The following is a 23800-nucleotide window of genomic DNA, read 5'->3' as shown; positions in this document are numbered from 1 at the left end:
ATTTCTTTTTTAAAATTAAGATTTAAAGTTTGAATTTAATAACAGTTGTGTAACTACCGTAAACTTTAACTTTTCCATCAAGAGTGAAAGCACGAACTTTAAAGTAGTAAGTTTTACCTTTAACTAATCCTGTTGCAGTATATGTTCCAGTTGTAGTTGTTTTTGTTGTTTGATCAGAGAAATCGCTTTTTGTAGCACGAACGATTTCATAACCAGAAACACCACTTACTCCAGTCCAATTTACTTTAATTGAAGTAGTACTTGCTTTTGTTGCTTTTAGCCCTGTTGCTTTAGCAACATCCCATTTTGCGTAAAGCGTTGTATTTGCTGTTACTTTATCAGTTGCAAAGTTCCATGCAGATTTAAGTCCTGCATCTTTGTACCATCCAGCAAAGACAAATCCTTTTTTCGTTGGGTTAGCTGGTTTTGCAATGATAGAATCATAGTTTCCTGTTAAAGTTGCTACGTTAGATCCACCTTTACTGTTAAATGTTACTGTGTATTTACCAATACCCCATTTAGCGTAAAGTGTAGTAGATGCTGTTACTTTATCAGTTGCAAAGTTCCATGCTTGAGTACATGAAGCATCTTTATACCAACCAAGGAATGTATAACCTGTTTTTGTTGGTGTTGGAGATGTAATCGCTTCATTGTAAGTTGCAGTTATTGGATCTACTGCAGATCCACCTTGTGAATTAAATGAAACTGTTTGTTTTGCATCTTTAGATACTGTGCGTACAAAAGTCATCACGTGGCTATCATTTGCAAATTGCGCTTCTCCGTTCAATGTCATTCCAGAGTATACAACCGTTGCAGTGATGTTAGCTGGTTTATCAGTGTTGTACGTTACTTTTCCATCCGCATCAACAGCAACATCGTCTGGTGAAGATGATTCGTAGCTAACTTCTACATATTTATTTCCATCTGTATTTAATCCTTTTTCAGCCATTGCATCTTTTAACCAAGTTGGGTAAGCAAATGAGTTCTTGTCAAGCCCAGTAGGTGCAATTTTTTCAGCTGATTTCATCGGATCAACAACTTTGATTGTGTAAGTGATTTTTTTCGGTGTTCTAAAGAATCCGTCGATCACATAGCCCGTAACTGTACTAGTTCCTGGTCTTAAAGCAGTTGCGTATGAACCATAGTGCACACCATCTACACTAATTCCTGCTGCACTTACATTACCAACTTCACCGTAAGCTGCTAATGTTCTTAAATCAAGAACTTGAGATACATTTGAATCAGCATTGATTTGCGTTGGTAATCCATTGCTATATCCAGCTAAATCCCAAGAATTCGTTAACCACGCTACATTGTTCGTATATCCTGTAGTTTTAGCATCCAATTTAACTGAGTCACCAACATTAATCGTAAATGTATGTGTGTCTTCGTTATATTTAGCGTTTGGATTCATAGCTGCTACATTCGTTGGATAATTAATACTTTCTGTTCCGTTATTTACTGGCGCAGTAACTTTTGATCCTAAATCTTCTACATACGCAGCATCCTCAGGGTTTTGAGTTAACCAATAAGGCATAGATGTTACAGTTGAAGATTCCATTGATAAGCTGTTACCAGAATCAATTGTTCTTCGGTCCATCGTTCCGAAAATATTTGTATTGTATTTAGACATCATTACTTCATCACGTGGGATTAATTGATCAACCATTAAATCAGGTGTCACGTGTGTTACGTCATTTCTGTTTGCAGATAGAACATCCCAGTTCATGAAGTTATTTGGTATACGAGTCATTTGCCATGTTGAGCCTGCAAGGTCAACCGTTGAACTTCCGATACTAAATCCTTTTTCTTTCATTGCACCTAGAGAAGCTGCATAGAAAGTTGACATAAATGGATTTTTCTCTCTCTTTTCATTGAACCACCATTGGTTCATGCCATCTAAGATCCCTTTAGCATTCATTTTCTCTGCATGGTGAGATAGTGTGTAATATGCTAGTGAAGCTTCTTCTTCATCAGAATAGTTCATGTATGATTCATAAGATACACCACTTACGCCAATATCGTCTCCGTTATGAGCAGAGATACCAAAGTATCTAGAGTGGTATTGTAATGACATATCAAGTAATGAAGTTGAGTTATAAGACTTTGGATATCTTGTTTCATAATCATTGTGCTCTGAAGCTGTTGTAGATGCTTTCACACCATTCATTACTTTGTATTCATTTGCAAAATCAAGCGGAGAAATTACTGCAACACCTTGTGCTTCAAGTGCAGCTTTTTCTGCTGGCGTATAACCGCCCATATCTCTTGCAGCTACAAGCATCTGTAATGCCAATGTTGCATTTAATGGACCATCTTCGTAGTCATTTCTATCCCATGCATTTGATACACCATCAAGGAATTCTGGATTTAAATTAGCCCACTTAGTTGGAGCTGAAGGAGCATTTAATCCATCTCCAGGTGCTGTTCCGTTGAAACGAGATTCAATTGGGTTCTCCCCAGTAACACTTACTTGATAATAGTTGTTTAAAACCATTGCATTTGTATGGTTAATTAAATCATTTTTCACAAGAGCCGCTAACTCAGGATCACTATCTTTAAACGTGTTATAAGCTAGGTCTAATGTAAAGTAATGACCTACTAATTCGTCTGTAGATGTAGTTGCTTTATAAAAGACTTTGTTAGAGTCTAAAGCTTTTGTTGCATCATCTAAATTAGGATTTTGTTCATTTACAATATTCGTTAAACGTGGCGGTACCGCAACAGTGTCATAAGCCTTGATTCCAGCAGTTCCTCCACTGATTTTACCTGGAACAGAATATTTAACTGTATTCCCGTTTACATCTTTAGTAGTTCCTGCACTTTTTTGAAGCCAAGCTTGATCCCATGATTTGCTTTCTGCAGTCGTAGAGCCATTGTTGCTGCCTTCTACTTTATATGATCTAGCAAAGAAGCCAGCAGAAGCAGGTTTTCCTGTTGTGTCTAACGTATAATTCCCATCATTATCAACGAATACTGGTTTACCTTCGTTATCTGCAAGCCACTTCTTACCTTCATCAATCGTCGTTACTTTGCCACCTAGTGCTGTAACAACATAAACAACATCGTTAACATTGTCTTTTGAAGGTACCTTTAACTGCGTTCCAGATACATAACCAAGCGTTACAATAGCTTCAACAGCGCGAATAGCAGAAGCTTTAGCATCTATTGTCCTAGCATCTTTTTCACCAAAGTTTTCTTTCATGTAGTTGTATCTCCAAATTTCACCTGAAGCGTACATTGTTGTCCATAATCCATCATTATCCGTATCAGAAATTGAGCTTATAGCATCTTTATCTGCGGTCATAAGAGCTTTAATCATATTATCCTTATTAGCAAAGCTCATAGAACCAGATTGGAATCCAAATCGATCTGCATAGTTTCTAGAAATTTCTTCTTGAACTAATGATTTGCCCATTAGAGACATTTTTTTTCTTACAATATGAGTAGCATTTCCTTTTTCGCCTAGAATCCAAAGACCATTATTTCCATCAGACATAATGTTTGTAATTACTTCTTTGGCGTTAAATTGAGTCGGGTTTCCGTTTTTATCGACTCCTGAACCTGAATTTTCACCAGTTTGAGGAATATATCTTCCACCTTGTAAATATTGAATTTGATCAGCCGGAGCTAAGTTTGGATCATATAGAGTAATTGCATCGGATACGATACCAGTAGTGATAGGATGATCTTTCTCTTCACCAAAATTAACGTTACCATTTGACTTAATTAAAGTATCCTTTGAAACTAACCATTTTACGCCATTTTCTCCATTAACATAGCCAACATAGTTTTTTGAAGGAAACTTAGTTCCTGATGGAGCAGTTGGAATATTTGTTGTTTGCAAATTAGATGATGAAAGAGCAGAAGGAATTTTTGAATCTCCCGCATTGTAATAGTAAACTACCTTTTCAAGATTAGTAGATGCCTGCGTCTCAATTACAGAAACCGTAATATTCACAGTAGCTGCATTACCACTTAAATCTACTCCAGTACCTGTGATGATTGCAGATCCGCCAGATACACCTAAAATCTTTCCGCTGTAATCACCTTTTGCGTTACCAATCGTGTCAACATATGCAACGTATGGATCAGAAGTTGTCCATTTTACTGGCTTTGTTGTATCTAATCCACTTGGTTTTGCATGAGTGATTTGTGTAGTATTCATAAAAATCTTATTGCCAGTTGAAATCGGCGCTACTGATTGAGTTGAAATAGTTGGTGCCGCTTTTGCAACAACGCCACTAAATGGAGTTGCAAACATTGATGCCGCTAGTACAGAAGCTGGAAGTGCTCTACCTAAAAACCATTTATTTCTTTTCATTTATCTTCCTCCAAAATAATTTTTTTAATTAATTTTCTAATCGAAGATCCTTTTTTTTACAAGTAACCGTTTTCAAGATTATCTAAAAAGGACAAATGATAACATGAAGTTGATTCGTTTCTATTAGCGATCATCCTACGTATTTTATTTCGAATGATCGCTAAACCGTTACGAACCGTATTGAAACAAGATTTTTGAAATTTCATATTGAAAATCGTTGAAATTATTTGATTTTAATACTTTTTGCTTCGTCTCGGGGTGATCCATTAAGTGTAGAAATAATCGACTTAACTCTTTGTGTAAAAACAAATCTCCGGCACGAAGATTAATTAAAAATAGGATTTGTACAACTTTCCCAACGATTGTTGGTGGATTTTTAAAAATCACCACACTGATTGAATCCTGAATCGCAACCATTTTTAATGCATGTGGCGCAGCAATTCCATTTTGCAGTATCGTCGAAATTTTTTCTTCACGGTCGACAACTAAAGCTGGATAGTTAGGTGCTGCAAATCCTAGTTCAACAACACTTTTTGCCTTTTCTTTAATAAAGGCTTTGTAGTCAAACGACTCTTTGCTTTCTTCTATATAAAACAAATCTGTATGAAATAAAGATAAAAGTGTTGGTACATCTTCTTTAACTTTATTAGCCGGGTATCTTGTAAGCGTACGACGAATTCTTTGGACATCCGTTTCAGTTAGTATTGGTGCTACTTGAATATATGGAATCGAAATATTGTCAAATGGAATCGAAGTCGATGAAACTAATAAGTCATAATCTTCTAAATTTAACAATTGAAGCTCACTATACAAAACGACGTCAATGATTGCCCCTTGGAAAAGTGTCTCAAGTTTCATTTTCATTAATTCAGCCGAACCTGCTCCTAATCCGTAAGATAGTAGAATTTTTTTGTAGGAACTCAATTGTTTTTGCTTCTCCCTTTCTACGTGAGCTGCTAAATGCATTGTAATATAACCCATTTCGTCACTAGAAAGTTCGAACCCCCATATTTCCTTTATCATTTCAGAAAAATTTAAAGCAATCATAAACACATCTGAATACCTACTATAAACATCATCTATTAATGGATTCGTAAGCTTTAAATTAAAATATAATCTTCTTAACAATGGATACATATGCATGATCATCGTATTTAAAAGTTGCTGATCACCTGAAAACTGTGTTAAGAATGTTTGATCTAATCTTTCTAAACAATTCTTTAGTTTTTGTTTTAAGTCATTTTTTTCATATTCCTCAATATCGTCTACACTCGATTTACCACTTATATGAGCAGCTAAATAGATGATTTCACTCTCTGGTAATACGACATGATATAGTTCAGAAAGAATTTCACAAATTCTTTTTGCTATATTCATAAACGATGGTTTGATTAGAGAAACATCTAACTTTTTTTCTTGATTAGGCAAGATAAAGTTGTGTTGAGTTACTCGAAACGAGAGTACTTGGATATGCACTAAAATATTCTCAAGTGCAAAATAACTTAATTTCAGTTGATTATTCTGTACTTCTTCACTCAAAACAGCTCGAATTTCCTCAAACGGAAACGCTTTCTCAAAAGTTTGATAATTTGACTTCTTTAATAATCCCGTTTCTTTTTGACTTAGGAAGTAGGAAAACGCTCTTCTAAAATTCGTCTCATCCCCAAGTAAACGAACTCCGTAACGTGATTTTGTTTCTACTTTTAAATCAAAAATCCTTACTTGCTTTTCAACTTCAATCATGTCGGTAAAAACTGTCGATCTGCTAATCATTAGACTATCAGCAAACATATCGATTGTTTGAAACTCAGTCGTTTGAAGCAAAAGCATAATAATATTATTCACTCGAACGCGAGGTAAATCTGGTGCTAATGCCCCGTCTATTTCTTTCATATATGTTTGAACCAGTTCTTGGTTTTCTACATGAAGTAAATAGCCTTCACCACGTTTTTTCTGAATCACAAATCCGGACTTTTCTCCAATCGCGTTTAATTCTTTCAATTCATTTCGCAAGGTACGATTTGAAATGGCGAATTCAGATTCAAGTTCCTGTGAAGTAAGTGATTTTCCTTTTTGGTACAAATATTGCAAAATTAGATCTCTCCGCATACATCACCTCACCAACCTAGATGCCTAATCTAGTATTTTAAGTTTACTTTCCAGTAAATCTATTTAACAGTTTGAATTTTTCCAAAATAGTTCGCAATTTGTAACAAAAACATTTAGTTCATATGTCTTATGTCCTTCTACAGCTATAATACGACCAAAGTCCTATCTTAAAATACAGGAACATTTTACTAGTACAAATCAATTGTTTTTATTTTGTATACAAAAAAAACCTTAACATTGCTTTAAAAGCACTAAGATCAAGGAGTTATAGCTTTTTATTGTTTTAAGCATTTCTTAACAACGTATTAGAAATTTTGTAAGACAGGGTTAACACTTGAATCCGTTCAAACACGAAAAAGCGCTCCCATAAACTGGGAACGCAAAAGCGAGTCAATAATTAAGATAAATTTTTCAGGGGTTTTAATGATATTTGATTAATGATTAAACACCATAATACTTAGCAAACAACTCTTTATTCCATTCATCTCCACCATCTACATTAGAACTTTTAAACACAGGTGGTTTTAATCCAGCTTGATGATATTTTTTAGCTAATAATATAGAAATTGATTGAGCAACAAAGGCTCCAGCCATTGTTGAAGTTGCCCCCATACCTGTATTTGCTTCTTCTACATAAAAGGCAGCATCTCCAGGTCCAGTGCAATTATCTATAACTACATCACTAAAATCGCAAAGATATTTTCCGCTACTATGTCTTGATTTTGAGCCTTCTGGATGATTTGGATTTGTAAAAGCAATTACCTTTGCACCGCATTCCTGTGTCATTTTTGCCAGTTCAACAGTCATTCCATTTCTTCCCGAATTGGAAGCAATCACAAGAATATCCTTTGAGCTTATTTTGTATAAATCAAAAATCACCTTTGCATAAGCTTCTATTCGTTCGATCACAGTACTTTTTAATGGATGGTCATGTAAAAAAAACTCATTAGGCAAAATTGGAGAGACCCCCGCAAATCCACCCGCTCTTACATAAAATTCTTCTGCAAACATATGTGAATGACCCGAACCAGTAACAAGGAAGCGACCACCATTTTGAATGGCTTCAAAAATACAAGTTGCTGCATAGTCAATATTTTGATTCTGTGTCGTATATAGTTTTTCGAGATTTGCCATCACATACTTAAAATAATTCTCCATAAATAAATACCTTCTTTTATTGATTTAATAAAATTACCAACCGTACTTCTTTTCACTCCATTTTTTTATAACTAAATCTTGTTTTACGAAAACAAGACTATTTTGTTCAATATCTTTATCGATGATTGCACCTGCTCCGAGCACACTATAAGCACCTATTTTACATCCAGGCATAATAATCGTATTCACACCAGTTCTACAATAATCACCAAGATAAGCTGCATTTGAAAAATGTAAAGGTATTTCTTTTCGTCCATTTACAACGTGCTCAGTTTCACCATCATCAAAGCGTAATGTTCCACAAACTGTTGCAGCACCGATATCCGTATGACTACCTATTGCGCCATAAAACTCGCCATAGTGGTAAAGATATACCTTATCCATTACCATTCCACCAAGGAACTCTGCACAATGATCGAATATACAATGTGTTCCAATTGAAACTCCATCATAAATCATACAATAATTACGTATGGCAGTATGATCGCCAATAATTGCATTACCATTGAAAATCGCACCATTATCTATGATTGTATTATCACCTACAATTAGGTTACCGTGAATGACAACTCGATCACCAATTGAGGAATTCTTACCAAGCTTTACGTGACCATGAATGGTTGCATTTTCAGAAATCGTCGCCCCTTCTGCTAGTTCGTTCTCTTTTATTGCATTACAAAAATGATTCACCATATATTCATTCGCTTCTAACATATGCCAAGGCTTATCTATATCAAAAAAATAGCCATTACACTCAATCGCTTGTAATTTTGTTTTCTCAAGTGAATTTAGAAGTGCAGCCTCGATGTATCGTTCTTTCGGAACACCCACTCCGACTTTTACATTCGGAAAATAATCGGGCGTTCTTTTCACTTCATCTAGTAATGACTCTTCAAAAAGAAATCCTGCGAATTGATGGGTAATACTTTCACCACGGTAATGAGCACCGATTGACTGAACAAATCCATCCTTTATACTCGCACCAATCCAATTCCTTGATGACTCTTCTAATTTTTTCAACAAAACAGTAGGTTTGTTCGAATTAGCTAATTGCTCAAGATTCTTTTGTTCGATGATCGTATCGCCGTAAAGAACTAGAAACTCATTAGTACTTGAAAGTCTCTCAACTCCCTTTACTAAACTTTCTGCACTTCCTAAATTAGATTGATCAATTACAAACTGTACATTATCTATGTCGAATAGAAGATTCTCTATCTCCCTTTGATGTTCCTCATTAACGACAACAATAATCTCTTCTATTCCCATTGCTACAATGGATTCAATATTATAACGTATTAATGGTTTACCAGCGATTTTTATTGCTGTTTTGGAGCGAACTGCGTTGAAAGGATTCATTTTACTCCCTTTGCCTGCCGCAAGAATTACTGCACTTTTTACCATACTAATACCTCGACTATAAATTTTTTTACTTATATTCAACTAATCGAAATTTATTTTTGCCTGCTAAAAGATACGGCATTAAATCGTATGCAAAAGGATGAACAAATCCAATGACATTATGTTCAACGGATTGTCCTAAATCTTTTAATGAAATTTGTACCTCTCCCTCATATTGTGCACTTCGATTATTTAATATAGAAACTGTATATTTCTCTCTTGGAGCACAATAGCAATGAGGTACTTCCATTCCTCTTGTATCAGTTGCACGAATGAGATTTGCTGGTTGATCAACTCTTGAAATAAGAACCTGCTCGCTAATTTTCACCTTTGTCTGCTCGGGAACAAACTGATTAAAAACAACTGGAATTTCAATATAATCTTGTTTGTAACATCTAGCCATTTCTGTGAGCTCTGAAAAATCTGCAAATGAGTCACCAATTAACACATCATTAAAACCATTTGCAAATAACTCTAGCATGGCAATATGGCTAGGCAAAAAGCGGTGTTTTTCAATTGTACAAACTCCATGCCCTAAATGGTGTAAATCTTTAGGAGAAAGCTGCGAAGCAACAAACCCACCGACTGGCACACCGAATAAAGCAAACATATTGTTAATTGAGCGTATGTCTTCTAAAGACAATGCTGTATCTGGTAGAGGAAAGAAATTATGACAAGCTGTTAGTTGTCCGATATTTCCTTCTCGTTCTATTGTTTCTAAAAACTCACGACACTCGCGTAAAGCGTTTCCATTTTGATTATTAGAAGAAGACATTGAAGCATTTACTTCTATTTGAATTCCCTGTTTATTTTTTGAAAGGACCGCAACTTCTTCACTCGTAAACCCACCATCGATGCGGAGCCTTGTGATACCCATATTCTGTAATGCTGAAAGGTCGGTTAATGCACAACCCAACTCACTGAAAACTTCATCATTCATATCAGCTGACACAGTCATATTAAGTTCCTTGCAATAACCAAATAATTCATTCCAAGTGTCCGCATTTACATTTATTGCACCTTCAAAACCATGATTATTTAAAATAAGTGAAACAAATACCTTTTTAAAGCCTAATGATTTAGCCTTCTCTAAATAATCTTTGATTTGATCTAAAGGATAAAAGTTGGGATACACACTAATTCCTATTTCACGCATATTCGATCCCCATTCCTTACTATTTTTATTTTGAATTAAATGTATTTCTCACCAATAATGATGGCCCCAAAAACTGGATCATAAAGAGGTGCAGAAAGTTCAACTTGGGGTAAAGCAACACTTAACTTCTCCTTTAGCGTATCGAAATACTCAGCTGATTTCGTCAACAAACTTCCTGCCACAGATAGGCGGAATTTAATTGAACCCATTTGTCGGCTGATTCCAATGACTAAACGAACCAACTTGTTTAGTTCTCCTTCAACAATTGTACGAGCAGCTTCGTCACCTTTTACCCATGCTTCTAAAACGATTGGCGTACATGAAGCTACCTTATCTACGGGAATTGTATCTTCCAAGTATAATAAATCCATAAAATCTTCCGGGGAATTCAACTTAAAATGAGCGAGCAATTTTTCGGTAAATGAAGTTGGAGCAATTACTTTGTCGTACTCATTCATAACAGCCGCGATTGCATGTAAACCGATTTGGAAACCGCCACCCTCATCACTTATTAATCCGCCCCATCCGCCTGAGCGTATAGTATTTCCTTTTGAGTCTACTCCCATAACAATGGAGCCAGTTCCAGCAATCATCAAAGCATCTTTTCGATCTCCATTCCCACCAACAAGAGCAATTTCTGCATCATTCACTACTTCTAACTGGCAAGTAAAACCACTTTCTTTTAATGCATTCAAATAAATATCAATATCTTTCGGTCGATCTACTCCTGCAGAGCCTAGTACAAGAATCGCATTTTGTAAACGCTCTCCAAAATAAGAAACAAGCGATTCATATATTTCACTAAATACTGGTCTAAGCCCTTCTACACCGATGTTGTTATAATTTGACATTCCAAAATTTTGATCAAATAACGTTTCTCCATCTAGGCGTTCTTTGACCATAACTCTCGTTTTCGTTCCTCCGCCATCCATTCCGATTATCAATCTATTCATTATTTGTTGACCATCCTTTCGTTAAGCTAATAAATTATCGTATCAATCTACTTATACATATATCTTTAATTTCATTCTTTTTCGTTTCTTATTTCATCTTAATTTTCAAATTTGTTATGAATGTATAGTTGCATTAATTGTAATGTAAACATTTCTCATTTACTAGGTGGATATTTTCTTCATGTAAAGGAAAAAAACCACTTATTCAATGTGAACTACGCGTCAAAGTTCAGACTTGGAGATTGTATAATGAAAACAAAAAAAGTACCCTATAGCTAGACTTTTAAAGTGTCTACTCTAGAGAGTACTTTTAAACTTTATTTATGTGTGCAGAATGTAATTGCCAACACAAGGCTGACACTTTTACAGTTCCAATATTCCATCAAGATACTTTGACTCAAAGTTATCAATCATTGCACGTACTTCATCTGTTGATTTCGTGTTCATCAATTGATTTCTTAATTCACCAGCTCCGCGGAATCCTTTGACATAAATTTTGAAAAAGCGATGAAGCCCTGTGATTGAACGTGGCAATACATCCGCATATTGATCTTGAAGATCAAGCTGCAGTCTTAAAAGATCAAGATGTTCTTTACTGCTATGCTCTTTTGGCTCTTTTTCAAAAGCAAAAGGATTTTTAAAAATGCCTCGGCCGATCATAACCCCATCAATACCATATTTTTCGGCAAGCTGTAGTCCAATTTGACGGTCAGGAATGTCTCCATTGATTGTTAGAAGCGTATTTGGTGCGATGCGGTCACGTAATTTTTTAATTTCTGGAATAAGCTCCCAATGCGCATCTACTTGGCTCATTTCGTCTCTTGTACGTAAATGAATAGAAAGGTTGGCGATATCTTGTTTTAAAATATGCGTTAACCACTCCTCCCACTCATTTACCTCCTTAAAACCGAGTCGCGTTTTCACGCTGACAGGAAGTCCGCCTGCTTTTGCTGCTTGAATAAGTTCCGCAGCAACGTCTGGGCGCAGAATAAGACCGCTCCCCTTCCCTCTTGATGCCACATTCGGTACAGGGCAACCCATATTAATATCGATTCCTTTAAATCCTAGTTCTGCCATACCAATACTCATTTGACGGAAATATTCAGGATTATCCCCCCAGATATGTGCCACCATTGGCTGTTCATCTTCTGTAAAAATCAAACGGCCACGCACACTTTTCATACCCTCAGGGTGACAATAGCTATCCGAATTTGTAAACTCTGTGAAAAATACATCCGGTCTACCCGCTTTACTCACCACATGGCGAAAAACAACGTCTGTCACATCTTCCATCGGTGCAAGCACAAAAAATGGTCGTGGTAAATCACGCCAAAAATTATCTTTCATATTAATTTTCAAATCCTCTCATTATGGGATTCTTAGTCCAATTTCCTATCCCAAAATTATAAAGCAAGATGCCCTTGCTTACACTTGTATCGTTATTCACTTATTATCTTCATGCCATCAACCGGCAATCCAGTAATCTTAGTTAATAAAAGTTTTGCTAAAAAACTGAAGAACTTTAGAAGAACACTAGGTTCAAAAACTTAGTGTTAGTTCCCTTCCTTAAGTACTAATTTCGCGACAGCTTCTACGTGACTAGTATGTGGGAACATATCCACTGGCTGTATTTCTACTGTTTTATAACCACCGTCTTCAAGTACTCGTAAATCTCTTGCTAATGTAGCAGGATTACATGATACATAAACTACTTTGCTTGGCTTCATATCAATGATTGTATTTAATAAAGCCTCGTCACAACCTTTTCTTGGTGGGTCTACAACTAATACTTCCGCTGTAATTCCTTGCTTGTACCAATTAGGTATAACTTCTTCGGCTTTCCCTACTTCAAATTCAACATTTGTCATCTCGTTAATCCTAGCATTTCGTTTCGCATCTTCAATCGCTTCTGGTACAATTTCTACACCATAAACCTTTTTAGCCTTTTGAGCTAAAAATAAAGATATTGAACCGATTCCACAGTATGCATCAATAACTGTTTCACTACCGTTTAAGTTTGTATACTCGAGTGCTTTATCATATAAAACCTTAGTTTGTGTAGGGTTTACTTGATAAAATGATCGAGCTGATATTTCAAAAGTAATATCACCAATTTTATCTTTGATTGTTTCACTTCCGTATAATACAATTGTTTGATTTCCAAGAATCACATTTGTTTTTTCATTATTTACGTTTTGAATAATGCTGGTAATTGTTGGATATTTCTCAACAATTCTAGCTATTAATTCGTCTTTTTGAGCAAAGTTCACTTTATTAGTAACAAGAACTAGCATAGATTCATTTGTATAGTATCCATAGCGTGCCATAATATGACGCAATAGTCCTTTGTGGCCAACTTCATCGTATGGCTCGATTTTTAATTCTTCACAAAGATCTTTCACAGCTTGTATCATTTCATCATTTTCTTTTCCTTGAATGTAGCATTCATTCATTGGAATAATTTCATGGCTTCTCTTTTGATAGAAACCAACAACTAATCCACCTTCTAGTTCCCCTACTGGAACTTGTGCTTTGTTACGGTAACTCCATGGATTTTCCATTCCTAACACTGGATGGACTACTACGTCATCAAGTTTCCCAATTCGTTTTACAACTTCTACTACTTGTTTATGTTTCGCCTCAAGTTGGCCTTCATAGCTCATATGTTGAGTTTGACAACCACCACATTGATTGTAAATCGAACAAATCGGTTCAACTCGTACATCACTTTCTTTTTGGAATTCTATAATTTTACCGAACCCAAAGCCTTTGCTTGTTTTTAGCACCTTAATTTGTGCTTTTTCACCTGGAAGTCCATTTGGTACAAAGATCGGATATCCTTCTACCTTTGCAACTCCATGTCCCTCATGTGTTAAATCGATAAATTCAACATCTATAAATTGATTCTTTTCTACAGGTAACACTCTTTTCGACAAGTCCCTTACCTACCTTTCAACCTTTTATTAAACCATTTCATTATACAAAATAAATAACCACGTTAACTACCGTGGTTACTTTTTCTAGTATTTGCTACTATTTCACTTATTATGGTACATAGATTTCTAGGTGGTTGTAAAGCATATCGACAGTACATGGTGTTTCTCCACCATACTCACCATCAATATTTAATAGTAGTTTATCCTCAGACATAATTTTCAAGTGGCTTGCTCTAGTATAAAGAACATGTTCATTTTGTACATGCTGGCCACTTAATAGCTGAGCACATACTCTGATGATTTCAGCTATATTTGATTTCTTTAAGACTAATAAGTCAAATTGTCCATCATTAATACTTGCTTCAGGTGCAATTTTTTCAAATCCACCAACAGAATTTGTATTCGATAATAAGAACAAAAATGCTTCTTCATCAAATACTTTTCCGTCATACTCAATTTTTAATCGTGTAGGCTTAACTCTTGGTAACATTTCAATACCTTTTAAATAATATGCCAGTTGTCCTAACATTGTTTTTAGTTTACTAGGTACTTCATATGTTAATTCTGTAATTTTACCGGCAGCTAAAATATTTACAAAATATTTATCATCGACTCTTCCAATATCAAGGGGGACAGTTTGCCCATTTGTTATGACTTCAGCCGCTTCCATAATTGAAACATTCACACCAATTGCTCTAGCAAAATCATTTGTTGTCCCAACCGGGATTAATCCTAACTTTGGTCGATATTCTTGTTCTGCCATACCACTAATGACTTCATTAAGTGTTCCATCTCCACCGCAAGCTACAACTAAATCAAATTTTCGTTCACATGCTTCTCTTGCTGCGATTGTCGCATCACCTGCACCGGTTGTTGCATGACAAGAGGTTTCATAACCCGCTTGCTCGAACAATTGCAACACATCGGGAAGCTTTTTCTTAAAAATTTCACGACCAGAAGTAGGGTTGTAGATAATTCTTGCACGTTTCATCATTAACCATCCTACTTATTTATTTAAGTTCTCTAACTTATATCCTAACCTAAAAAGTTTTTGTAGTAAACTTTTTCCATTTACTTATCTATTTTTACCTTTCTAAAGCATGTTCAAACCCATATTGAAAAGCATTATTATATTATATTATATTAAATTTATATTACATTCGTTTCTTTGCTATAATTTTCTATCGTTTTGAACAACTTAATCATTATAGTACATATTGATGATAAATACATTAAAGTAGAATTAAGGATTGATAATGAGATGGATAACAAACCGTTCGTGAATGTAGAGTATTTTGCTCTAAAAAAATTAAAAATTTACCGAGATAGTGTTTTACGTTTTTTATTAAGAGCAATAATGGCTAGTATGTTTATAGGCTTCGGAGTTATAGTAGCATTTAAATCAGGTCATTTCTTTCATGCTGCGTATACACCTTTTGCCTACCCAATGGCTGCTATAACAATTACTGTCGCCATTCTTCTAATTGCATATGGTGGTGCTGATCTATTTATAGGAAACATATTTTATTTTGCTTATACTGCAATTAGAGGAAAGATGAATTGGCCAGAGGTGTTGCATCTATGGCTTATAACTTACATCGGAAATATACTAGGTGCTGGTTGTTTTTCTTTATTAATTCATATAACAGGATTGTATAATGACCCAACAGTAAAGTGGATATCCTTTTGTATGCACCAACAAGCCAACCATATTATTGAGTCATTTTGACCCTAAACAGTACAAAAAAACTACGGAGCTTATAGCCCGTAGTTTTTTGCATTGAAAAACCTTATCTTTTTTGAATTTCTTCCATTAAGATCTTATTTAACAGTGGTGGATTCGCTTGGCCTTTAGTCGCTTTCATCATTTGACCAACAAGGAAACCAATAGCACGGTCCTTACCATTTTTAAAGTCTTCAATAGATTGTGGGTTAGCATCAAGAGTTTCAATAACGATTTTACGAAGAGCGCCTTCATCAGATAATTGTACTAAACCTTTCGCTTTTACAATTTCATTTGCGTCTCCGCCGTTTTCGATTAACTCCGTGAATACTTTTTTCGCAATCTTAGAAGAGATTGTACCGTCTGTAATTAACTTAAGCATACTTGATAAGTTTTCAGGCGTTAAAGCAACTTCATGCAGTTCTTTTTGTGATTTATTTAAATATGCCGAAACTTCACCCATTAACCAGTTAGATGCTAACTTTTCATCTGCACCATTGTTTACAGTGTCATCGAAGAAATCAGACATTTCTTTTGTTAAAGTTAATACCATTGCATCATATGCTGGTAAACCTAATTGCTCTACATAGCGTTTTTGACGAGCATCTGGAAGCTCCGGAATACTTTGGCGAACACGTTCTTTCCACTCATCATCAATGTATAGTTCAACTAAGTCTGGTTCTGGGAAGTAACGGTAATCATCCGATCCTTCTTTTACACGCATTAAGATTGTAGTCTTTGTAGCTTCATCGTAACGACGTGTTTCTTGTTGGATTACTCCGCCAGATAATAATACTTTTTCTTGGCGAACTTGCTCATGCTCTAGTCCTTTTTGAACGAAAGCAAATGAGTTTAAGTTCTTTAATTCTGCTTTTGTACCGAATTTCTCTTGTCCAAATGGACGTAAAGAAATATTAGCATCACAACGAAGTGAGCCTTCTTCCATTTTTACATCTGATACCCCACTGAATTGAATAATTGACTTAAGTTTTTCTAAATATGCATAAGCCTCTTCAGGAGTTCTCATATCCGGCTCAGAAACGATTTCAATTAATGGAGTTCCTTGACGGTTAAAGTCTACTAATGAATATCCTTCATCTGTATGATTTAACTTTCCAGCATCCTCTTCTAAATGAACACGAGTAATACCGATACGTTTCTTTTTGCCTCCAACTTCAATTTCAATCCATCCATTTTCACCAATTGGCTTATCAAATTGAGAGATTTGGTAAGCTTTTGGATTGTCAGGGTAGAAGTAGTTTTTACGGTCAAACTTTGTTTCAGTAGCAATATCACAATTTAATGCCATTGCTGCTCTCATACCAAAGTTTACAGCTTCTTCATTTAATACTGGTAACACACCTGGATAACCTAAATCGATTACACCAGTGTTTGTATTTGGTTCTGCACCAAACGCATTAGGGCTTGGTGAGAAGATTTTTGATTTTGTTTTTAATTCTACGTGCACTTCTAAACCGATTATCGTTTCAAAATTCATCTTTCCCGCGCCTCCTTATAGTTGTGGTCTTTGTTTTGTAAAGTCAGTTGCTTGCTCGTATGCATGGGCAACTCTGTAAATTGTAGACTCATCAAAATGTTTACCGATAATTTGTAATCCTAATGGAAGACCATTATGGAAACCACAAGGAACAGAAATTGCAGGTACACCCGCTAAGTTAATAGGAATCGTTAAAATATCATTTGCGTACATTGTCATTGGATCACTTACTTTTTCGCCTACTTTAAATGCAGGAGTTGGTGTAGTTGGGCCAATAATAACATCATAGTTTTCAAATACTTTCTCGAAATCTTCTTTTATTAATGTACGTACTTGTTGAGCTTTTTTATAGTAAGCATCATAGTAACCAGAACTTAATGCATAAGTACCTAACATGATACGACGTTTTACTTCATCTCCAAAGCCTTCAGCTCTAGTTTTCTTATAAAGATCAATTAAGTTTTCTACATCGTCTGCACGATGGCCGTAGCGAATACCATCGAAACGAGCTAAGTTAGCAGATGCTTCAGATGAAGAAATTAAATAATATGTAGCTAATGCATATTTAGAGTGTGGTAATGAAACCTCTTCCCAAGTAGCACCTAAGCTTTCTAATAAATTTAAAGCAGCCATAACAGATGCACGAGCTTCTTCACCAACGCCTTCTCCTAAATATTCTTTAGGTACAGCGATACGAAGACCTTTTACATCACCTGTTAACGCCTTAGCAAATGAAGGAACTTCTACATTTGCTGAAGTTGAGTCACTTGCATCTAAACCTGAAATTGCTTGTAATAACAATGCATTATCTTCAACATTTCTAGTAATTGGGCCAATTTGGTCTAGAGAAGAAGCAAATGCTACTAAACCAGAACGAGATACACGCCCATATGTAGGTTTTAAACCAACAACTCCACAGAAAGAAGCTGGTTGACGGATTGAACCACCTGTATCAGAACCTAAAGAGAATAATACTTCTCCAGCGGCAACTGAAGCTGCTGACCCACCGCTACTTCCGCCTGGTACGTATTCAGTATTCCAAGGGTTACGAGTACCACCGAACGCAGAATTTTCATTAGATGAACCCATTGCAAATTCATCCATATTTAATTTTCCGATCGTAATGCTTTCAGCTTGTGCTAATTTCGTTACAACTGTCGCATCATAAATTGGATTGAAGTTCTCAAGAATTTTACTCGCACAAGTAGTACGAAGACCCTTTGTAACGATATTATCTTTTACACCGATTGGCATACCAGAAAGAATTCCACGAGACTCATCCCAAGGCTTTTCATCAAGTGCTTTTGCTTGTTGACGCGCTTGTTCTTCATTTAAAGTTAAAAATGATTTTACTTCACCATCAACTGCAGAAATTCGCTCATAAGATTCATTTACTAATTCTTCTACTTTAATCTCTTTTGATTTTAATTTGCTATGTAATTCTGAAACTGTATATTCAAATAATGACATTCTAATTTCCCCCCTTAATCCAATATTGACGGTACTTTAACTTGTCCATCTTTGTGGTCTGGTGCATTTTTCAGTACCTCTTCAATTAGTAAACCTTTACCTGGCTCATCTTTACGTAATACATTACGCATTTTTAGAACATGTGTAGTTGGTTTCACATTTGTTGTATCAAGTTCACCTAACTGCTCAGCAAAATCTAAAATTGTTCCAAGTTGTTTTGAAAACTTCTCTGCTTCTTCCTCAGTAACCGCTAAACGCGCTAAATGAGCAACGTGCTTAACTTGCTCCATTGTAATTTTTGACATTTATATGCACCTCCATATTATTCGCACAACATACAATATACTGATAATACCAAATTTCCCATGTGTCGGGCAACATTCCACTTAAATACTAGTAAAATAATTACAGACTGTCCGCCAAACGCTCTCTTTCTTGGTTACTTGACCTAACTATAAGCTTATTATCGTATAGGATAAATCTGCTCCTCACCAGGCTAAATGAACCTCGAAAGACATTCGCTTTCAAACAGTCTGTACATCAAATTCTTACATCTTACATATAAAATTAATCAAACGTTTGTTTAATTATGGACTAAAGTTTATTCAGCAGGGATTCTTGTTAATTCAATTCCATATTTTTTAAAATACTCAATTGAATAATCATCCGGATAGCCTACATTATAAACAACTCTAGTTATCCCCGCTCCATTTATCATTTTTGCACAAGCTCGACACGGTGCAGTTGTACAATAAATTGTCCAACTATCACCTTTCGTTTTTTGAATTCCTGATTGTACTAATTGATAAATTGCATTTTCTTCAGCGTGGAAAGCATCACAAGGATACTGATCCGAGTATTTACCACTATCTAATAACCCTTCTTGACGAGCAGCAAAGCGAGGACATCCCCCATCAATACAATGCTTAGCTCCTTTTGGATATCCATTATACCCTGAAGCAATTATTCTATTATCACTTACAATAACTGCTCCAACCCTTCTACTTCCACAAGTTGAACGAAGAGAAGTTATAAATGCCTGTCCTAAAAAATAAGAGTCCCAATCATCGCGAGTTCCTAATGGAATTGAATCTACTAATTGAATAATTCTCTGTAAAATTTGCATGAGATCCCTTCTCTCTGTTCACTATCGTTTCTTTAAAATTATAGCATAATAATATGGGGAAGGGTTTAGTTGGAAGTAAAGTATTGAGCATAACAAAAAGAGCCTAAATTTACTTACGCCCTTCAAAATACTTAATTCATTATAAAATGATGCTGATTCTAATCTGGTATATTTATTATTTAGCACCTTTTGTAAAGTGATTCACAATTTTTTTTTTAAAAACACCTAATTAAAAAAACTTTCTTTCTAAATTATTATAATGTATAACAATTTTAAAATGATAATCGAAAACAAACCAGTTGCTATGTATAGTAAAATTTTCATTCTCTTACCGAATATTTCTTTATCCATACTTCTCTCCTTCTAAATTATAGAAAATGTATCCAATATAAGAATTCCTGACTGATTGTGTTAATCCTATTAATATCATATTTGATAATAATGAACTTCCACCATAACTTAAAAATGGTAGTGTAATACCTGTTACGGGTAGCAAGCCTATTGTCATTCCTATATTCTGAAAGATTTGAAATTGTAATGAACCAATAAACGGTAACTGAAACCATGCTTGATATTGTAAGTCCAATTAAATAAAAAACACTTTGCCTTGCTACGAAACCTCCCTGATACTGACTACTTTTACTGGCCGAATAGATCGCAACAATACTAATAGACATTAAACAAAACATTAAAATTAACATTATAAAGTCGTAGGATTTTAAAAGATCTTTTTTAGGATTCATACTCAAAGTCCTCTAACATTCATTTCTTTTAACCATTATACTAATTGCTTCATTGCACTTACTACGGAACAACTTGATGTTTCGAATAAAGTTCTATTTTTAGACATACTATAGACAAAAGTAATTTTGATCTTTTGATGATAAATAAGAAATGAACTGTAATACAAAGAAAACCCCACAAAGAAATTAATTTTCCTTGTGGGGTTTCTTCTATTAAAGGATGTCAATAAAACAAACCTTTACTCTATTTATTAAAGCATTTCTGAAGTTGTTTTACCTTGCATGTGAAGAACTAGGTAGTCTGGTCCGCCTGCTTTTGAGTCAGTACCTGACATGTTGAATCCACCAAATGGTTGGTAACCAACGATTGCACCAGTACATCCACGGTTGAAGTATAAGTTACCAGCGTGGAAATCTTCACGTGCTTTTTCGATGTTTGCACGGTTGTTAGAGATTACAGCACCAGTTAAACCGTATTCAGTGTTGTTAGCAATTTCTAAAGCGTGATCGAAGTCTTTAGCTTTACAGAATGCTACAACTGGTCCAAAGATTTCTTCTTTCATTAAACGAGCATCTTCAGCAACGTCAGCAACGATTGTTGGTTTGATGAACCAACCAGTAGAATCGTCTCCTTCTCCACCTGTTACTACACGGCCTTCTTCACGTCCGATTTGTACGTAGCTCATTACTTTATTGAAAGCAGCTTGGTCATTTACTGGACCCATGTAAGTTGAACGGTCTTCTGGGTTTCCAACAGTTAATTCGTTTGTTAATTCGATTGCACGAGCAAGAACTTGATCATACACATCTTGGTGAATTACTGCACGAGAACATGCTGAACATTTTTGACCAGAGAATCCAAATGCAGATGAAACGATTGATTTAGCAGCTAATTCTAAATCAGCTTCTTTATCAATTACCATTGTGTCTTTACCGCCCATTTCAGCGATAACGCGTTTTAACCAGATTTGACCTGGGTTTACTTTTGCAGCGCGCTCATAAATACGGATACCTACTTCTTTAGAACCAGTAAAGCTGATGAAACGAGTGCGTGGGTGATCAACTAAGTAATCTCCTACTTCAGCACCGCTACCTGGTACGAAGTTTACTACTCCTGCAGGTAATCCAGCTTCTTCTAATACTTCTAAGAATTTGTAAGCAACTACTGGAGTTGTACTTGCTGGTTTTAATAGAACAGTGTTACCTGTTACTACAGCAGCTACAGTTGTTCCAGCCATGATTGCAAATGGGAAGTTCCAAGGAGAGATTACAACACCAACTCCTAATGGAATGTAGTTGAAACGGTTATATTCACCAGGACGGCTTTCAACAGGAATTCCGTCTTTTAATTGTAACATTTGACGAGCATAGAACTCTAAGAAATCAATTGCTTCAGCTGTATCAGCATCTGCTTCATTCCATGGTTTACCAGCTTCTTTAGTTAATAAAGCTGAGAATTCGTGTTTACGACGACGAATAATTGCAGCCGCACGGAATAAGATGTCAGCACGAACTTCAGGTTTCACTTTTTTCCATGTATTAAAAGTTGTATCAGCAATTTGCATAGCTTTTTCAGCTAAGTCACGGCTTGCTTTAGATACAGACCCAATAACTTCTTTATGATTTGAAGGATTTACAGATACGATCTGTTCTTCTGTAAAGATACGCTCTCCACCAATGATTAGTGGATATTTTTCACCTAAATAAGATGAAACTTTTGCTAATCCTTGATTGTATTGTTCTTGATTTTCCTCTAAGCCAAAGTTTGTAAATGGCTCATGTTTGTAAGGTATAACCATTGAATAAATCCCCCTTTAGTTTGAAAATAGCAACAACTGTAACCGTTTTTCTATCAGTGTTTTCAGTCAATTGCTAGTAGAATAACTACTGTATAAAAAACTCACATTTACATAATACAATATTCCTATATATTCTTCAAATATGAAACGCTTACAGATTCTTCCCTTACATAAAAAAAAGGAAGAGTAGTCCTCTTCCTTTTAGTTATAAATATGCACACTTGGTTCTTTAGCATCTACATCTTTTACGATGAGTGCTTCCTGTCCATTTGATGAGAATATATTCGTCTCAACCTTTAAGTATGAAGGGAAATGGTCCATCATAAGTCCCGCTACATATTGAGTAAATGCTATGACTTCTGCCTTACCATAAAATTGCATAGGTATATCAATTTTTAGTTGTATTAATTCATTATCCTTATAAAAACCAGTGCCTACAACACCCGTATAATTCGGAAAATAATTTTCTATATCTGATTTAAAGTTAACCATTTTCATTGCATCATCTCGGTAATCTGCTGTTGCAGCAGCTGAAGGGAATAAATAGTACTTCTCATTTATTTTATCCCAATTGCTAATTGAGAAGTCATTTCCAGAAACTGAAGCCATAGCAACATAGTTTCCAGGTACTACAGATGACTGACTTTGCTGACGGAAAATAGCAAATGTGATTGGTATATCTTTAAATTCGTCCATTTTTCGCACTCGCGTCAAAATTTCTTGTGCGATCGCTTTACCTTGTTTAATCATTTCATCTTGAGGAATTTTAAGCTCTCTTGGGTAGCCGTGCTCCTCTTGATAATAATAAACAGAGTTCATTGCTAAACCAATTGCTACGCCCTCAACTTTAACTTCTTTACCGTTCTTTTTTAGATAATCTTGCTCTAAAATAGAATTTAAAAAAATCGGAGCTTGTTTAGCTTTTTGATCTTCAGTAAGATTTTTTGTGTCCGTTTGAATTGGATTCAATCCATCATTTGTAATCGAATTCGGTTTTAAATTTGCCTCTTTTAGTGCATCTTGTTTTTGTTTAAATTGTGAAGGAGTATACTTCCTTTTTAGCCAAGATTCCACCGTTTTTTTACTTAATAATTGTCCTTCTTGATACAGATAATCTTTTGTTGAATATTGCTCTTGTACAATTCGCATTAAACCTAATTCAAATTCACTAATATCAAGTCTATTATCGATATTTGCAACGACAGCACCTCTTGTTTTACTCGGTTTAAAAGGAAGTATTGTCTTGTAGTAATCATTTGAAATTGAATAACGGGGTATTATTGCGTCTTCCCCTTTTTTGTTATTGCTCTCTTGTACAACCTTATCTTCATTCTTTATTGATAATGAACAGCCAGATAAGATGAGCGAAAAACAACATAGGAGCATTCCTATACGTTTTTTCATCTA

The 23800-nt window shown here is 35.3% G+C and carries 16 protein-coding genes and 1 pseudogene; 1 reads left to right on the top strand and 16 read right to left on the bottom strand.

All coding sequences use genetic code 11. The features are described 5' to 3' along the window. Nucleotides 1-22 precede the first annotated feature (22 nt). The 9 genes from CN946_RS00690 to CN946_RS00650 all read right to left on the bottom strand — a co-directional run bounded on the left by CN946_RS00690 (nt 23) and on the right by CN946_RS00650 (nt 15028). Complete coding sequence (locus tag CN946_RS00690) at nt 23-4324, bottom strand: InlB B-repeat-containing protein (protein ID WP_098859458.1); 4302 nt, start codon at nt 4322-4324, stop codon at nt 23-25. A gap of 168 nt (nt 4325-4492) precedes the next feature. Beyond that, nucleotides 4493-6433 (bottom strand): BglG family transcription antiterminator, encoded by a 1941-nt coding sequence (locus tag CN946_RS00685; protein ID WP_098859457.1) that lies wholly within the window; start codon nt 6431-6433, stop codon nt 4493-4495. A 441-nt stretch (nt 6434-6874) separates the two neighbouring features. Continuing rightward, complete coding sequence (locus CN946_RS00680; protein WP_098859456.1) at nt 6875-7591, bottom strand: SIS domain-containing protein; 717 nt, start codon at nt 7589-7591, stop codon at nt 6875-6877. 33 nt (nt 7592-7624) lie between these two features. Continuing rightward, nucleotides 7625-8992 (bottom strand): nucleotidyltransferase family protein, encoded by a 1368-nt coding sequence (locus CN946_RS00675; protein WP_218012624.1) that lies wholly within the window; start codon nt 8990-8992, stop codon nt 7625-7627. 25 nt (nt 8993-9017) lie between these two features. Continuing rightward, entirely contained in the window at nt 9018-10145 is a 1128-nt protein-coding gene (locus CN946_RS00670) for a MupG family TIM beta-alpha barrel fold protein (RefSeq protein ID WP_098859455.1), read from the bottom strand. Between the two features lie 35 nt (nt 10146-10180). After that, nucleotides 10181-11098, bottom strand: coding sequence for an N-acetylglucosamine kinase (locus tag CN946_RS00665; protein WP_098859454.1), 918 nt, complete (start codon nt 11096-11098; stop codon nt 10181-10183). A 363-nt stretch (nt 11099-11461) separates the two neighbouring features. Next, entirely contained in the window at nt 11462-12445 is a 984-nt protein-coding gene (locus CN946_RS00660) for a tRNA dihydrouridine synthase (protein WP_098859453.1), read from the bottom strand. A 206-nt stretch (nt 12446-12651) separates the two neighbouring features. Further along, nucleotides 12652-14034: a 23S rRNA (uracil(1939)-C(5))-methyltransferase RlmD gene (gene rlmD / locus CN946_RS00655; RefSeq protein WP_098859452.1), complete on the bottom strand. Its 1383-nt coding sequence runs from the start codon at nt 14032-14034 to the stop codon at nt 12652-12654. A gap of 109 nt (nt 14035-14143) precedes the next feature. Beyond that, nucleotides 14144-15028, bottom strand: coding sequence for a diacylglycerol kinase (locus tag CN946_RS00650; RefSeq protein ID WP_098859451.1), 885 nt, complete (start codon nt 15026-15028; stop codon nt 14144-14146). Nucleotides 15029-15295: 267 nt separating this feature from the next. Here CN946_RS00650 and CN946_RS00645 point away from each other — a divergent pair, with 267 nt between their 5' ends. Next, a complete protein-coding gene (locus CN946_RS00645) occupies nt 15296-15763 on the top strand; it encodes a formate/nitrite transporter family protein (RefSeq protein ID WP_098859450.1) in 468 nt (155 codons plus the stop codon). Nucleotides 15764-15824: 61 nt separating this feature from the next. On the opposite strand, the gene gatB is transcribed toward CN946_RS00645, so the two are convergent. The 7 genes and pseudogenes from gatB to CN946_RS00610 form a co-directional block, all read right to left on the bottom strand. Further along, complete coding sequence (gene gatB, locus CN946_RS00640; RefSeq protein WP_098859449.1) at nt 15825-17255, bottom strand: Asp-tRNA(Asn)/Glu-tRNA(Gln) amidotransferase subunit GatB; 1431 nt, start codon at nt 17253-17255, stop codon at nt 15825-15827. Nucleotides 17256-17270: 15 nt separating this feature from the next. Beyond that, nucleotides 17271-18725 carry an Asp-tRNA(Asn)/Glu-tRNA(Gln) amidotransferase subunit GatA gene (gatA, locus tag CN946_RS00635; protein ID WP_098859448.1) on the bottom strand — a complete coding sequence of 485 codons (1455 nt, stop codon included), beginning with the start codon at nt 18723-18725 and terminating at the stop codon, nt 17271-17273. Nucleotides 18726-18739: 14 nt separating this feature from the next. Next, nucleotides 18740-19030, bottom strand: coding sequence for an Asp-tRNA(Asn)/Glu-tRNA(Gln) amidotransferase subunit GatC (gatC, locus tag CN946_RS00630; RefSeq protein ID WP_098859447.1), 291 nt, complete (start codon nt 19028-19030; stop codon nt 18740-18742). 296 nt (nt 19031-19326) lie between these two features. After that, nucleotides 19327-19851, bottom strand: a complete 525-nt coding sequence (locus CN946_RS00625; protein WP_098429207.1) for a deoxycytidylate deaminase — start codon at nt 19849-19851, stop codon at nt 19327-19329. A gap of 343 nt (nt 19852-20194) precedes the next feature. After that, nucleotides 20195-20398 (bottom strand): annotated as a pseudogene (locus CN946_RS00620) (FtsW/RodA/SpoVE family cell cycle protein); the annotation flags it as partial. A 447-nt stretch (nt 20399-20845) separates the two neighbouring features. Further along, the gene (gene pruA / locus CN946_RS00615) at nt 20846-22393 is read right to left on the bottom strand and encodes an L-glutamate gamma-semialdehyde dehydrogenase (protein ID WP_098859446.1); all 1548 of its coding nucleotides are present in this window, start codon (nt 22391-22393) and stop codon (nt 20846-20848) included. A gap of 201 nt (nt 22394-22594) precedes the next feature. After that, entirely contained in the window at nt 22595-23797 is a 1203-nt protein-coding gene (locus CN946_RS00610) for a CamS family sex pheromone protein (protein WP_098859445.1), read from the bottom strand. Between the last annotated feature and the right edge of the window lie 3 nt (nt 23798-23800).

Source organism: Bacillus sp. AFS053548 (assembly GCF_002575105.1).
Classification (GTDB): domain Bacteria; phylum Bacillota; class Bacilli; order Bacillales; family Bacillaceae_G; genus Gottfriedia.
The sequence above is the reverse complement of the archived record's forward strand: the minus strand, read 5'-3'. Positions and strand labels throughout refer to the sequence as shown.

Coding starts and splice junctions, on each gene's coding strand:
- CN946_RS00690 (WP_098859458.1), bottom strand. CDS start 4,324: ATGAAAAGAAATAAATGGTTTTTAGGTAGAGCACTTCCAGCTTCTGTA.
- CN946_RS00685 (WP_098859457.1), bottom strand. CDS start 6,433: ATGCGGAGAGATCTAATTTTGCAATATTTGTACCAAAAAGGAAAATCA.
- CN946_RS00680 (WP_098859456.1), bottom strand. CDS start 7,591: ATGGAGAATTATTTTAAGTATGTGATGGCAAATCTCGAAAAACTATAT.
- CN946_RS00675 (WP_218012624.1), bottom strand. CDS start 8,992: ATGGTAAAAAGTGCAGTAATTCTTGCGGCAGGCAAAGGGAGTAAAATG.
- CN946_RS00670 (WP_098859455.1), bottom strand. CDS start 10,145: ATGCGTGAAATAGGAATTAGTGTGTATCCCAACTTTTATCCTTTAGAT.
- CN946_RS00665 (WP_098859454.1), bottom strand. CDS start 11,098: ATGAATAGATTGATAATCGGAATGGATGGCGGAGGAACGAAAACGAGA.
- CN946_RS00660 (WP_098859453.1), bottom strand. CDS start 12,445: ATGAAAGATAATTTTTGGCGTGATTTACCACGACCATTTTTTGTGCTT.
- CN946_RS00650 (WP_098859451.1), bottom strand. CDS start 15,028: ATGATGAAACGTGCAAGAATTATCTACAACCCTACTTCTGGTCGTGAA.
- CN946_RS00645 (WP_098859450.1), top strand. CDS start 15,296: ATGGATAACAAACCGTTCGTGAATGTAGAGTATTTTGCTCTAAAAAAA.
- gatB (WP_098859449.1), bottom strand. CDS start 17,255: ATGAATTTTGAAACGATAATCGGTTTAGAAGTGCACGTAGAATTAAAA.
- gatA (WP_098859448.1), bottom strand. CDS start 18,725: ATGTCATTATTTGAATATACAGTTTCAGAATTACATAGCAAATTAAAA.
- gatC (WP_098859447.1), bottom strand. CDS start 19,030: ATGTCAAAAATTACAATGGAGCAAGTTAAGCACGTTGCTCATTTAGCG.
- CN946_RS00625 (WP_098429207.1), bottom strand. CDS start 19,851: ATGCAAATTTTACAGAGAATTATTCAATTAGTAGATTCAATTCCATTA.
- pruA (WP_098859446.1), bottom strand. CDS start 22,393: ATGGTTATACCTTACAAACATGAGCCATTTACAAACTTTGGCTTAGAG.
- CN946_RS00610 (WP_098859445.1), bottom strand. CDS start 23,797: ATGAAAAAACGTATAGGAATGCTCCTATGTTGTTTTTCGCTCATCTTA.